Consider the following 12,606-nt stretch of genomic DNA (forward strand, 5'->3'; position numbering starts at 1 on the left):
CTGAAATGGATAGGCCGGATTGCAAAATAATTCCTTCGATGCGAACTGGGTTGCAAGATAGCGTGCCGATGCGCCTAACCTCAAGGTCTGCTTTTCACACCAGGCGGACAAAGCTGGCGCGCCCCGAGCAGCCTCATCAATAACGGCTCGATCCAGGCTCACGATCTGGGATGACGGAGGTTGAGGCTCGACCTGCGGCGGGCGCAATTATCCCCCTGATCCGCCCCAGCATTGCGGTTCTTGCTGCAGAAGCCCACCCCACACTCCGTCCTCCTCGGGCTTGAGCCGAGGATCCATGCTGCCACCGCTGGTGGATTCGGTGTGGATGCTCGGCTTAAGGCCTGGATGGCGGAGGGTGGGCCAAACCCCGTTGGCTTTCGCGCCGCGACGCGTTATGCCTGCCGCATCCCGCCAGCATCCGGATGAGAGCTCATGACCAATCCCGTCGCCGTCGAAGTTACTCGTGGCCTGCTCGTTGAAAGCCGCCATCGCGGTTCGGTGGCTGTCGTCGATGGTGACGGCAAGCTCGTCTTCTCGCTCGGTGACATCGAAGCCGCCGTTTTCCCGCGCTCGGCCTGCAAGGCGATGCAGGCGCTGCCGCTGATCGAAAGCGGTGCGGCCGACGCCTATGGTTTTGGCGATAAGGAATTGGCGCTCGCCTGCGCCTCACATAATGGCGAGGACGAGCATGTGGCGCTTGCGGCCTCCATGCTGTCGCGGGCCGGCCGCAATGCCGACGCGCTGGAATGCGGCGCCCATTGGTCGATGAGCCAGAAGGTCCTGATCCAGCAGGCCCGCGCGCTCGCCGCACCGACCGCGCTGCACAACAATTGCTCGGGAAAACATGCCGGCTTCATCTGCACCTGCTGCCATCAGGATATCGATCCGAAGGGTTATGTCGGCTACGAGCACCCGCTACAGGTCGAGATCCGCGCGGCGATGGAAAGCCTGACCGGTGCGGTGCTCGGGGCCGAGAGCTGCGGCACCGACGGTTGCTCGATCCCGACCTATGCCGTGCCGCTCAAAAGCCTTGCCCACGGCTTTGCCAAAATGGCGACCGGAACCGGCTTGGAACCCTTGCGCGCCAAGGCGTCCCGCCGGCTGATCGAGGCCTGCATGGCCGAGCCCTTCTACGTCGCCGGCACCGGTCGCGCTTGCACGGCGCTGATGCAGATTGCCCCTGGCCGTATCTTCGTCAAGACAGGCGCCGAGGGCGTCTTCTGCGCCGCGATCCCGGAAAAGGGCATCGCCATCGCCTTGAAATGCGAGGATGGCGCCACCCGCGCCGCCGAAGCCATGGTGGCGGCGACACTTGCCCGTTTCTTCGAGACGGAGAGCGAGGTGCATGCCGCCCTGACGGCCTTTGCCGCAACCTCGATGCGCAATTGGAACGGCATCCATGTCGGCGATATCAGGGTCACGTCCGCCTTGACCGAATGACTATGCCACGGCGATCGTGCTCTTGAGATCGCGATAGGGTTTCAGCCGCTCGGCCGGCATTTCCGCCGGCACGATCAGCCCTGCCACCTCGGAAATTCCAAGCACCGGGCAGGGCGAGACGAGGTCGAACTTCTCCTCCGTCAGCAGCACATGCGTTTCGGCCGAGCAGCGGGCGATATGGCGTTTGATCGCCGCTTCCTCGAAATCGCCGGTGGAAAGCCCGTGCACGGGATGGGCGGCCGTCACGCCGAGAAAGAACAGATCGGGGCGCAGCTGCGAGATCGCCGCCGCCGCCGCCGCGCCCGTCGCCACCATCGAATGTTTGTAGAGCCGCCCGCCGGCAAGGATCACCTCCGCCGTCGGGTGGTGCTCGAGTTCGGCGGCGATCGTCGGGCTGTGGGTCGCAACCGTCAGCGGCATGTCGCGCGGCAAGTGTCGAGCGATCTCCGCCGTCGTCGTCCCGCCGTCGAGAAAGATCATCTGGCCGGGCTTGACCATCGCCGCCGCAGCAGCCCCGAGCCGCGCCTTGATCTCCGACGAAACGCTGCGCCGCGCGGTAAAATCGGGCAGTTCCGGCGCCAGCGGCATCGCGCCCCCATGCACGCGTTTCAACAGCCCCTCCGCCGCCATTTCGCGGAGGTCGCGCCGGATCGTGTCCTCAGAAAGAGAAAAATCCTCGGCGACACGCTTGGCGATCACTTGGCCGTCACGGCGCAATATGTCGAGGATGAGGGTTTTGCGTTGGGACGTCAGCATGGGCTCTCTGCACGAAATCAAACATAATGGCCCGATATTGCACGAATAGACTCGACATTCAAGGAATATCGTGCATTTTCACGAAATCCCGTGCATGAAGCCGGGAGTGCTCACGCAAAAGCGGAGCGATGGAGTGGAAAATGCTGATTTTGATTGCCGGGCCTTATCGGTCTGGAACGGGCGACGACCCGGAAAAGATGGCTGCTAACCTGAAACGGCTGGAGGAACCTTCACACGCACTGTTTGCCGCCGGCCATGTGCCGATGATCGGCGAATGGGTGGCCCTGCCGATCTGGCACGCCGCCGGCGGCAAGTCGGTCGGCGATGCGCTTTACGAAGAGATCTTCCACCCGGTCGCCGGCCGGCTGCTGCAGCTCTGCGAAGGCGTGCTGCGGCTCCCGGGCGACTCTAAGGGGGCCGATAACGACGTGCGTATCGCCAGGGAGCGCGGCATCCCGGTCTGGCATCGGCTTGAGGATGTGCCGGGCTGCGGCTGAGGGGGCGGCGAGTTTGTGCCATGCATTTGCCCCTCACCCTAGCCCTCTCCCCGTAAAAACGGGGAGAGGGGACGTGCCCTGCGAAAGGTCTGCGGGGGACCGAGAGGTCGCGGCGTGTTCCCTTCTCCCCGCGAGCGGGGAGAAGGTGGCGGCAGCCGGATGAGGGGCGCGCCACGGCACGCCGGTCATTGGCGACATGTCGCATCATCCCCCGGTTCCGGCGCACGCATCCCTGCGCTATACCACCTCCCGAAAGGGAGACGAGAACCATGCTGACATTGTATTACGCGCCGGGTACCTGCGCACTCGCAAGCCTGATTGCCCTGGAGGAATCCGGCCTCGCCTTCGAAACGAGGAAGCTCAGCTTCGCCAATGGCGAACAGCGCTCGCCGGACTATCTGAAGATCAATCCGAAGGGCCGGGTGCCGGCGCTGGTCACCGATCGCGGCGTGCTGACGGAAACGCCGGCAATCCTCGGCTTCATCGCCGAAAGCGCGCCGGCCGCCAAGCTGGCGCCGCTCGGCGATGCCTTCGACATGGCGCGGCTGCAGTCCTTCAACAGCTATCTCTGCTCGACCGTGCATGTGAACCATGCCCATCGCCCGCGCGGCTCCCGCTGGGCCGACGATCAGGCGGCACTCGAGGCAATGAAGGCCAAGGTGCCTGAGAATATGGCCGGTTGTTTCACCCTGATCGAAGAGACGATGTTCAAAGGCCCGTGGGTGATGGGCGAGAGCTATTCGATCGCCGATCCCTATCTTTTCGTCATGACCGGCTGGCTGCCGTCCGACGGCGTCGATCCCGCCCGTTTCGTAGAGGTGAGCGATCACCACGCCCGCATGCTGCAGCGCCCCGCCGTCCAGCGGGCGCTGGCCTACGATGGCGGCTGACATCCGAAACGGGCAGCAAGCTTCCTCGGCGCCCGGAACAGCCAGGCGCCGATGAGCCGCAATCGCAATTCCTCGTCGCCGATCACGGCGGCGCGCACCGGCAGATGCGGCCAGCCGATATAATGCGCGGTCTGAAAATAGATGTCGGGCGCCATTTCGAGCAGATGATCTTTGTCGTCCAGGCCTATCGAGATGACGATCGTCTCGGCGTCCTTCACCGCAACAAAGCTCTTTCCCGCGACCTTCAGCGCCGGGTTGCCATAAGAGGTGCTTTCCTCAACATCGAGCAAACCGGCTTCCGCAGCCAGCCTCTTGAGGCGCTCAAAAATTGCATCGACGTCGCCGGTCATTATCTCGCCTTCCCCTTGTATTGATCCGAAAGCTGAAACTGCGCCCCACAGCTTCGGACAGAAGCCGGCCCTTGTCAGCCGGCCGATGCGGCGGTGAACACCGCCAGTTGGGCCGCGAAAGCACGCTGATAGGCCGGCCGGGCTTCGCCGCGGGCGACATAGGCGGCAAGGTTTGGATATTCCTCCAAGAGACCCGATGCTTGCGCCCTGAGCAACACCGTCACCATCAGCAGGTCGCCGGCGCTGAACGCGCCATCGAGCCAGTCGGCATCGCCAAGGCGAGCGGAAAGGCTGTCCAGCCGTTTGCGGATGCTGTCCCCAAGGGCGCGCAGGCGCTGCTCGTACCAGGGTTCGTCGCGCTCGAGGATGGTGGCGAGGCTGCGCTCGAAGATCGGCGGCTCCACCGTATTGAGCGCAGCAAACATCCAGGTGACAGCGCGCGCCCGGGCATTCGCATCCGCAGGCAGCAGGCCCGCATGGCGCTCGGCGATATGGAACACAATCGCGCCGGACTCGAACAGAGTAAGATCGCCTTCTTCATAGGTCGGAATCTGCCCGAAAGGATGAAGCGCCAGATGCGCGGGCTCCTTCATCGTCTTGAACGAAACGAGACGAACCTCGTAAGGCTGGCCCGCTTCTTCGAGCGCCCAGCGAACGCGCATGTCGCGCGCCAGGCCCCGGCCGCGATCGGGCGAGCGTTCAAAGGCGGTAATGGTAATCGTCATCGCTTCCTCCATATGATTATCCTTAGATCGATGCGATGTAAGGCGTTATGCAATGGCTTGAAGACGGCTGGCGAAACGCGATTCCGACAATGCTCGCGATAATCCTCGCTGGCCTTGCGACGATCGCCAGATCCTCACCTACTTCCGCTCGACCGTCAGCACCATCGGCATCGCCCAATTGGCCTCGGAAATCGGCCAGCGGAGCAGGCTTACTTTGTTGTCGTCCGCCTGAGACTCCCACCTTGCGTAGAATTTTTGCCGATAGCCATTCAGCCGAACGCTCCGGCAGGCGACGGGACCGCCGTCAAGATTGAGCGCGACCTTGAGATTGAGCGGCGAGGTCTTGAGAAACTCCGCAAGCCGGTCGAGGGAAAAGAACGCGTCCTTTGTCGTCCCGATGACGACACGCCCCAAATCGTCTTTGGCGACAAACGTACGGTTGGCGAGCCAGCGGCTTTTCACATTCACATGCGTCTGCCCGTCATCGCCGATCAGCAGCGGATAGGAGACCATGGCGTTCGACGCGCCGGCAAAGGCGGTCCGCCAATCTTGACGGGTCAGATCGCGGATATCGGCAGTGTCTTTGCCGGCTGTGAAGGCGCCGGCCCTCGCGTCATATTGCTGAGGACCCATCGCAATGCCTTCGCTGATGAACGGCGTATCGGGCCTGCCATGTTTGTCGAAATAACCGCCGTTGACGATGAGCACGGCGTTCGGCAAAACCTTTCCCATTCGTCGATGCCGGTATCGCCAGCAGCCGCATTATGCGTGACGAATCGAAAGCGGGCCGGGTCAATTCGGCTGAGCAAGATCCGGTCGACTTCGCGGCCATCGGCAAGAACCGGCAGTTCCGCCACCTCGAAGCCCGTCTCCGGCTCCTGCCAGACCAGCGGCCCGGGCAAAACGGCCGGGATGACCGGGCTCAACGCCAAACGCATGGAGGCGGAAAGACGCTCGTCGTCAGGTTTCATGTCGATCCAATAGGTTCCACCGCGCCGCAAGACGGTGTTGAAACCGTAAGCACTCGCGACCTGCCAGAGCCAGCCGGCGCTGACGACAATGGCGACCGTGAAAATTGCGAGGAGTCCGAACAGGATTTTTCGAATTGCTGGCACTGAAAATCTCTTTGCTGAAACAGATAGGGCTTCGCGACGCCGGGTTGGCGTAGCGTCGCGCGAATGCAACCGCCAAGTAAGGTTTTTCTACGGTGGACGTGTTGCCCGCTCTGTCGAAATAGCCCTTCAGCCTGCCGGGGCCAGTCCTCCGTAACGGCTGGACAAAGAAGCCGGTCGCCCTCAATATCAATCCGCATCCGCTCATTCCGGGATCGGGCCCGAAGAGGAGAACGCCTTTGTTTGCCGTCGCAAAATATTCAGAACGCACCGGCCGAGGCGGAAGGACGAGAGGCGGCTCGAATTCAATCGAGGGCTAGTCTTGCTGCTCGGCCATGACGCGCCAAAGCTGGCGCATGTCCAATGTCGAGAAGAATATGATCATCGAATTGACTGCTTATGATTTCGCCGCGTTGCTGAACGGCGCCGCGCCCGCAGATACGCGCCTGGTTTCCGATAGCGCCATCGCGCCGCCTGAGGTGCTGCAGATGCTGGCGCGGATCGCCGCCGAGATCGGCGCCGATTTTACCCCGTCGGCCTGGTTGATTGTCGAGGATGGCGAGATCGTCGGGCTGTGCTCCCTCATTCGTGCGCCTGAGAACGGCGAAATCCACATCGGCTACGGGATTGCACCGAGCCGCGAGCGGCGTGGCTACGTCACGCGCGCAATCGGCGAACTGCTCGAATGGGCGCGGAGGGACCCGCGCGTGACGCTCGTTTCGGCCGATACGGGCGTGGAAAACATCGCCTCGCAACGTGTCCTCGAGCGCAACGGCTTCATCCGCATCGGCCAGCGCATTGATCCGGAAGACGGTCGCGTGATTTGCTGGCAGGCTTCGGTGGACTGAGGCAAGTCGCTCGGAACAAAGCGCGTCGCGTCACGCGAGTGATGCGGCGCGTTTCAGGGCCGGCTGAAACGGGTGCGCATCGTCACGCGCATTTCGCCAGCGTCGGTTTGGCCTCGGCGGCAAGACCGGTCTCTGTTCCAAGCGGCAGATCGGCAATTTCCCGCATCGACATGCGCTCGACCTCCGGATGCCGCAGCGGATCGTTCTTCCAGGCTGGGGGCGCGTCTGCGCCGCTGAGGGCTAGGGCGGGCCTCAAGAAAAACTTCAGCAACGACATGGCATGCCTCGCTTTCTCCAAACGGCGGGGACGATCGCCGTAGTCCGTAATCTCTGCTCCCTCAGGCGGGTTTTCAATTGAGATTAATGCGGTTCTGCTATAGAAAAACTATATATGAAGAACCTGAACACTGTGCATCTCAACGGCCTCAGGGCGCTGGAGGCCGTCGGTCGGCTCGGCTCGTTGCAGGCGGCCGCCGACGAACTCGGCGTCTCGGTTGGCGCCGTCAGCCAGCAGGTCATCAAGGCGGAGGCGCAGCTTGGCCTGGTGATCTTCGAGCGCACCGCCCGGGGAATGATGACGACCGAAGCCGCCCGGCCAATACTGCTGGCGCTCGACGAAGGTTTTGCCCGTCTTTCGGCGGCCGTGTCGATTGCCCAACGCAAGGACGATACGATCCTGACGATCTCGGTGGCGCCGGTTTTTGCCGCCCGCTGGCTCGTCTGCCGGCTCGATCGTTTTGCCGAACGTCATCCCGACATCAAGCTGCGATTGGATGCGACCACCAATCTCGTCAGTCCCGCTCTCTGCGATGTCGATATCGGCATTCGCGTCGGCGCCGGCAAATGGCCTGACGTGAAGGCCGAACTGCTCTTGGAGCAGGAGGTTTTTCCGGTCTGCTCGCCGGAGATGGCGGCGAAACTGAAGGCGCCCGCCGATATCCTGGCGCTGCCTGCCGTCGTCGACGGCCGCGCCATGTTCTCCTGGGATGTCTGGATGCGCGAGGCGGGCCTGTCAGGCGCGACACCTGCGACCCGCCACGTCTTCAACGATGCCTCGCTGTGCCTCGATGCGGCGATCGCCGGGCAAGGCGTCATGCTCGCCTGGCAGACCCTTGCCGCCTTTGCGCTTGCCGAAGGCCGGCTGGTCGCCCCCTTCGGCATTCGCGCGCGCACCGGCTTCGGCCACTACTTCGTCACCGCCGAAGGCACGCGCGAGCCGAAGAAGGTCAGGGATTTCAAGGCTTGGATCCGCGAGGAAATGGCCGGCACGCTTGCGCTGTTCCGATAATTCAGACCTCGATCGGTTCCCTGCCACGCGTCTCCTGCATCCTTTTGTAGGCCGGGCGCGACTGGCAGCGCTCGATCCAGGCCTTGATATTCGGATGCGCATCGAACAGCGCTTCTTCACTCTGAGCGTAGCGCAGCACCTCGGCAATGTTGAGATCGGCGACGGTGAAGCGGTCGCCGACGATCCACTGCCGGCCGGCAAGCTGGCCTTCGAGCACGGCAAGCGGCCTGCGCAAGGCATGACAGGAGGCGGCGATCGTCTCCTTGCCCTCCTGGCTGTTTTCGAGGCCGTTATCATAGGTCAGCACGATCCTGACCGAATGCGGCTCGACCTGCGAGGCGGCCCAGACGGTCCACATCGTCAGCAATCCGTCTTCTTCGACGGTTTGTCCTGCAAGCGGCCCGCCATGTTTGCGGGCGAGGTAGAGATTGATCGCCAGCGACTCGTGCATGACGAAATCGCCATCCTTGATGCTGGGGATCTGCGCCATCGGATTGACGGCAGCGAAATCGGGCGAGTGGGTGTTGAACGGCGCGCTCTCGGATAGGGGCTCCGCCAACCGCCTGGCTTGCAGCACCGGCACCGACCGAAATTCGAGTCCGAGCTCCTCAGCCATCCAGTAGACGCGCGACGCCCGCGATCGATAGACTCCGTAGATTGTCAGCATGATCTTGTCCCCTCGATGTTGTCCGCGAGACCGTAGATGCGCGATTGAGCCTGGAAAAGTCCTTGCCGCTGATGGGATGATGAAAGCTTTTGATGTTCTTCACGAAACGCGGTTTCGCTCGACGGTCAGCTGCTTGTAGGGCGCGCCGCCGCCGGCCATCTCGGCCGAGACTTTCTTCTCCCATTGGAAGCCTAAAACCGCGCCTTCAGCGGTCTCCTGGAAGACATTGTCGGTGATGACGGCGGTGCCGGCGCCGTCGGCGACCGACACAGCGCATCCCACCGGCGCCTGGCGCACCACATTGCCGCTGACGACGACATTACGGAGATAAGGCCCCCAGCCGATCTGCATGCCCCAGCGCGGCGCCCCCTCGATCACATTGCCCGAAATCAGCGTGTCGGCCTCCGCCGCAATGCCGATGCCGAAGCCGACCTCGTGTTTGTAGGGGCCTTTCAGCGTGAGGTTGCGCACGACGTTGCCGGTGACGGTCGCCAGCCTGCCGCCCTCGTCGAAGTTGGCGATCGAGATGCCGTTCGCCGCCCCGTCGATCATGTTGGCGGAAACGACGGCGCCCTCGAAGGCGAATTCGACATAGATCGCCGTCTCGCCGGATCGTCGGCACTGGTTGTTGCTGATCTGGATGTCCGAGGCCGAATTGGCGCGGATCGCCGTGAAGGCGCAGTCGGAAATATGGTTGTTCACCACCATCACGCCATCGGCGCGGAAGATGTTGATGCCGTTGCCGTTCTGGCCGGTGCCGCCGTCATTGGCGCGGATGTTGGAGATGCGGTTGCCGGAAACCATCGTGCCATCCTCCGCCTTGTTCCAGCGATGCACCAGAATGCCGCCATTGCCGCAATCGGTGATCGTGTTTCCGGTGATCGAAAGATTGGCGGAATCGACCGCATATAGCCCGGCCTGGGCCGCGCCAGAAATACGGCTGCGCTCGATCCGCCCGCCGCAGCGCTCCAGCTGCAACCCGTGTTTGCGGCTGCCGCCGATGTCGCAATTGTCGATCAGCACCTCGTCGACGCCGGTAAATTGGACGAGCCCGCCGGCAGTGTCGCCGAGCCGGCGGTTGCCGCCGTCGATGACGAGGTTGGAAAGCTCGATGCGGCGCACATTTGCCGCCGCCAACAGGTGGCCCTCGCCGGTATAGACGATCCGCGAGGCGCCGGGCACGCCTGTTATGCGGGTATTGTCGGGCAGGTTGAGATTGGCGACTCGATAGGTGCCGGGTGGCAGGAAGACCGGCACGTTCTCGCGCGCCGCCTGTTCGATCATCTGCTGCAGGTTGCGGGTCTTGCGGTCGCCGCTGTCGGGAATGGCGCGATATTCCACCGCGTCGATCGCGCCGCGCAGATCGGGTTGTCCGGCAGCCGCCAGCGGTGCGCCAAGCGCGCGCGGCGCTGAACCTCCCGCAACCGCCGCGGCGGCGAGGAAGAAAAGCATGTCGCGGCGGGAAGGCATTCCTGGTTCTCTCGTCATAACGCGCCCGTAGCACGAAACATGCCAGACGCGCCTGCCTCTTTCTGGCACAGGCGGCCGGAATCGCGGTTGTCGCCTCGGACAAAGGCAGGATATCGCCGCCGATTTTGTCGTCTTGTTCACCCTTTCATTTAAGCAAGCCGAAGGAAATGAAGACTACTTTGAAGGGAATATTATGGGGTGATTATGCGGGATGAGGCCTTCGGCCTCCGGGGAGAATGGCGGCATGCACGAACCGAGTGCCAGGCGATGGGAATCGACCGATGCCCTGTCGGCCGAAACGCGGCGCATCGTCGCCGCGACGGAGGCGATGATGGCCTCGACCGCCCATCACCTCTCCGACGGCATCGAGAACCTGCGCCTGAAGGCGATCGTCCACGAACTTCCGGATTTCCTCTACGTCAAGGATCGTGACAGCCGCTTCGTCTTCGCCAACACCGTCACCGCCAGCAGCCTCGGCCTGGAGAGCGCGGATCTGCTTACCGGCAAGCGTGATTTCGACCTGTTCGATTTCGAGACGGCTCGCCATCATTTCGATATCGAGCAACAGATCATGGCGACGGGGCAAGCCTGCATCGACATGGAGGAAAGCTACGTCCTGCCCGGCGGCAAAAGGCCGATATGCCGGCTGACCTCGAAGATACCGCTGCGCAACGATCGCGGCGAGGTCATCGGCCTGATCGGCGTTTCCCGCGATATCACCGAACGCAAGCGCCAGGAGGATCTCCATCGCGAGCAGGCGAACCTGCTCGAAATGATCGCCCGCAACGAGCCGCTGCCGATGATCCTCGAGGCGCTGGTGCTGATGATCGAAGCGCAGCTGACCGGCATCGACGGGTCGGTGCTGCTGCTCAACGGCGAGGGCACCAGGCTCTATCACGGCGCCGCCCCCAATCTGCCCGGCGGCTACAGCCGGCTGATCGACGGCGTCACCATCGGTCCCAAGGTCGGCTCCTGTGGCACCGCCGCCTGGCGCGGCCAGACGGTGATCGTCGAAGATGTGATGAGCGATCCGCTCTGGGAGGATTTTCGCGCGCTGGTCGCGCCCTTCGGCTTCCGCTCCTGCTGGTCGACGCCGATCGTCACCTCGCAGAACAATGTGCTCGGCACCTTCGCCCTCTATTCCAGGGAAATCCGCCGCCCGACCGAGCACGAAATAAAGTTGGTGGCGCTCGCCACGCACATTGCCGGCATCGCCATCGAGCGCAAGCGTGTCGACGACCGCATCCATTTCATGGCCCATCACGACGATCTCACCGGCCTGCCGAACCGGGCCTTCCTGAAGGAGCGGCTCGCCAATATCCTCGACCAGGCCCGGCGCCACACCCGCAAGGTGACCGTCGCCTATATCGATCTCGATAATTTCAAGGACATCAATGACGGCCGCGGTCACGCCGCCGGCGACGAGGTGCTGAAGGAAACCGCCGCCCGCATGGCCAACAGCATCCGGGCCTCGGATATGGTGGTGCGTCTCGGCGGCGACGAATTCCTCGTCGTGCTCGTTCACCAGTCGAGCCACGATGCCGGCATCACGCGCCGCCTCCGCGAGTTGCAGAAGGCGATCAACCGGCCGATCCCCAGCGACGGCGGCGAGATCACCGTCACCTCGAGCATCGGCGTCGCCGCCTTTCCCTTCGACGGCGCGACCTCGGAAGAGCTTCTCGCCAATGCCGACCGCGCCATGTATCGGGCCAAGGAGCTTGGCCGCAACACCTTGCAGCATCACGATGGCGGCGGCACGCCGGTGGGAATGCCGCTCGGCGAGCAGGAGGAGCTGCACCAGGCGATCACCGGCGACCAGCTGTTCCTGCAATATCAGCCGCAGGTCGATGTCGCCACCGGCCGCATCACCGGCATCGAGGCGCTGGTGCGCTGGAACCATCCGGCCAAGGGCAGGGTGCCGCCGGTCAATTTCATTCCGCTCGCCGAAGAGACCGGCCTGATTGTTCCCCTCGGCCTCTGGGTGCTGAACGAGGCCTGCCGCCAGGCGCGCCAATGGCAGGATATGGGCCTGACGCCGCTGACCATCGCCGTCAACGTCTCGGCCAAGCAGTTCGCCGATCCGGATTTTGCAAGCCACGTCGCCGAAGCGCTGGAGCGCCACCGCCTGCAAGCGCGCTGGCTGGAGCTCGAGGTTACCGAAAGCGTGGTGATGCAGGATGCCGAACGCGCGCTCGCTATGATGGAATCGCTGCGGGCGCTCGGTGTTCGCCTGTCGATCGACGACTTCGGCTCCGGCTATTCCAGCCTGGCGGCGCTGAAGACCTTCCCCTTCGACCGCCTGAAGATGGACCGTTCGCTGGTCGAGGCCCTGCCGGGCGACAAGACCGCCGTCGCCATTGCCTCGGCGGTCATTTCGCTGGCACAGACGCTGAAGCTTTCGGTCCTCGCCGAAGGCGTCGAAACCGACGCGCAGATGGATTTCCTGCGTCACGCGCATTGCGAAGAGGCGCAAGGCTACCGCTTTTCGAAGCCCGTCTCTCCGGAGGAAATCCCGGGATTGCTGCGGGCGCGCAGCCTCTAAAGGCGGTCGCGCAAAACTGTG

14 protein-coding genes are annotated in these 12,606 nt (G+C 63.3%); 7 read left to right on the forward strand and 7 right to left on the reverse strand.

Annotated features, from left to right (window positions below):
* Window positions 1–432: 432 nt before the first annotated feature.
* Window positions 433–1,440 carry an asparaginase gene (locus FHX14_RS29570; RefSeq protein ID WP_003587873.1) on the forward strand — a complete coding sequence of 336 codons (1,008 nt, stop codon included), beginning with the start codon at window positions 433–435 and terminating at the stop codon, window positions 1,438–1,440.
* On the opposite strand, the gene FHX14_RS29575 is transcribed toward FHX14_RS29570, so the two are convergent.
* Window positions 1,441–2,196: a DeoR/GlpR family DNA-binding transcription regulator gene (locus tag FHX14_RS29575; RefSeq protein ID WP_184380549.1), complete on the reverse strand. Its 756-nt coding sequence runs from the start codon at window positions 2,194–2,196 to the stop codon at window positions 1,441–1,443. It abuts the gene before it with no gap.
* A gap of 140 nt (window positions 2,197–2,336) precedes the next feature.
* On the opposite strand from FHX14_RS29575, the gene FHX14_RS29580 reads away from it, so the two are divergent.
* Both FHX14_RS29580 and FHX14_RS29585 read left to right on the forward strand, forming a co-directional pair.
* Window positions 2,337–2,693 carry a hypothetical protein gene (locus FHX14_RS29580; RefSeq protein ID WP_003587870.1) on the forward strand — a complete coding sequence of 119 codons (357 nt, stop codon included), beginning with the start codon at window positions 2,337–2,339 and terminating at the stop codon, window positions 2,691–2,693.
* Between the two features lie 269 nt (window positions 2,694–2,962).
* Window positions 2,963–3,583, forward strand: coding sequence for a glutathione S-transferase N-terminal domain-containing protein (locus FHX14_RS29585; protein WP_003587869.1), 621 nt, complete (start codon window positions 2,963–2,965; stop codon window positions 3,581–3,583).
* Here FHX14_RS29585 and FHX14_RS29590 read toward each other — a convergent pair.
* The 3 genes from FHX14_RS29590 to FHX14_RS33235 all read right to left on the reverse strand — a co-directional run bounded on the left by FHX14_RS29590 (window position 3,568) and on the right by FHX14_RS33235 (window position 5,390).
* On the reverse strand, window positions 3,568–3,933 hold the full coding sequence (locus FHX14_RS29590; protein WP_003587868.1) for a hypothetical protein: 366 nt from the start codon (window positions 3,931–3,933) through the stop codon (window positions 3,568–3,570). The two genes, FHX14_RS29585 and FHX14_RS29590, sit on opposite strands and share 16 nt — an antisense overlap.
* Before the next feature lie 74 nt (window positions 3,934–4,007).
* On the reverse strand, window positions 4,008–4,658 hold the full coding sequence (locus tag FHX14_RS29595) for a glutathione S-transferase family protein (protein WP_003587867.1): 651 nt from the start codon (window positions 4,656–4,658) through the stop codon (window positions 4,008–4,010).
* A gap of 138 nt (window positions 4,659–4,796) precedes the next feature.
* Entirely contained in the window at window positions 4,797–5,390 is a 594-nt protein-coding gene (locus FHX14_RS33235) for a phosphodiester glycosidase family protein (RefSeq protein ID WP_246713495.1), read from the reverse strand.
* A 32-nt stretch (window positions 5,391–5,422) separates the two neighbouring features.
* On the opposite strand from FHX14_RS33235, the gene FHX14_RS33240 reads away from it, so the two are divergent.
* Window positions 5,423–5,776, forward strand: coding sequence for a hypothetical protein (locus FHX14_RS33240; RefSeq protein WP_246713496.1), 354 nt, complete (start codon window positions 5,423–5,425; stop codon window positions 5,774–5,776).
* Between the two features lie 350 nt (window positions 5,777–6,126).
* Window positions 6,127–6,618, forward strand: a complete 492-nt coding sequence (locus FHX14_RS29605; protein ID WP_037073936.1) for a GNAT family N-acetyltransferase — start codon at window positions 6,127–6,129, stop codon at window positions 6,616–6,618.
* An 82-nt stretch (window positions 6,619–6,700) separates the two neighbouring features.
* Here FHX14_RS29605 and FHX14_RS29610 read toward each other — a convergent pair whose 3' ends face one another.
* On the reverse strand, window positions 6,701–6,895 hold the full coding sequence (locus FHX14_RS29610; protein ID WP_003587863.1) for a hypothetical protein: 195 nt from the start codon (window positions 6,893–6,895) through the stop codon (window positions 6,701–6,703).
* Between the two features lie 114 nt (window positions 6,896–7,009).
* Here FHX14_RS29610 and FHX14_RS29615 point away from each other — a divergent pair, with 114 nt between their 5' ends.
* Window positions 7,010–7,906 carry a LysR substrate-binding domain-containing protein gene (locus FHX14_RS29615; protein ID WP_003587862.1) on the forward strand — a complete coding sequence of 299 codons (897 nt, stop codon included), beginning with the start codon at window positions 7,010–7,012 and terminating at the stop codon, window positions 7,904–7,906.
* Between the two features lies 1 nt (window position 7,907).
* Here the strand turns inward: FHX14_RS29615 and FHX14_RS29620 are convergent, their stop codons facing one another.
* Window positions 7,908–8,573, reverse strand: coding sequence for a glutathione S-transferase family protein (locus FHX14_RS29620; protein WP_012556967.1), 666 nt, complete (start codon window positions 8,571–8,573; stop codon window positions 7,908–7,910).
* A 99-nt stretch (window positions 8,574–8,672) separates the two neighbouring features.
* Complete coding sequence (locus FHX14_RS29625; protein ID WP_003587858.1) at window positions 8,673–10,043, reverse strand: TIGR03808 family TAT-translocated repetitive protein; 1,371 nt, start codon at window positions 10,041–10,043, stop codon at window positions 8,673–8,675.
* Between the two features lie 244 nt (window positions 10,044–10,287).
* Between FHX14_RS29625 and FHX14_RS29630 the strand changes: the two genes are divergently transcribed.
* Window positions 10,288–12,585: an EAL domain-containing protein gene (locus tag FHX14_RS29630; RefSeq protein ID WP_184380551.1), complete on the forward strand. Its 2,298-nt coding sequence runs from the start codon at window positions 10,288–10,290 to the stop codon at window positions 12,583–12,585.
* Window positions 12,586–12,606 lie beyond the last annotated feature (21 nt).

The sequence above is a fragment of the Rhizobium sp. BK619 genome (assembly GCF_014195245.1).
Classification (GTDB): Bacteria; Pseudomonadota; Alphaproteobacteria; order Rhizobiales; family Rhizobiaceae; genus Rhizobium; species Rhizobium acidisoli.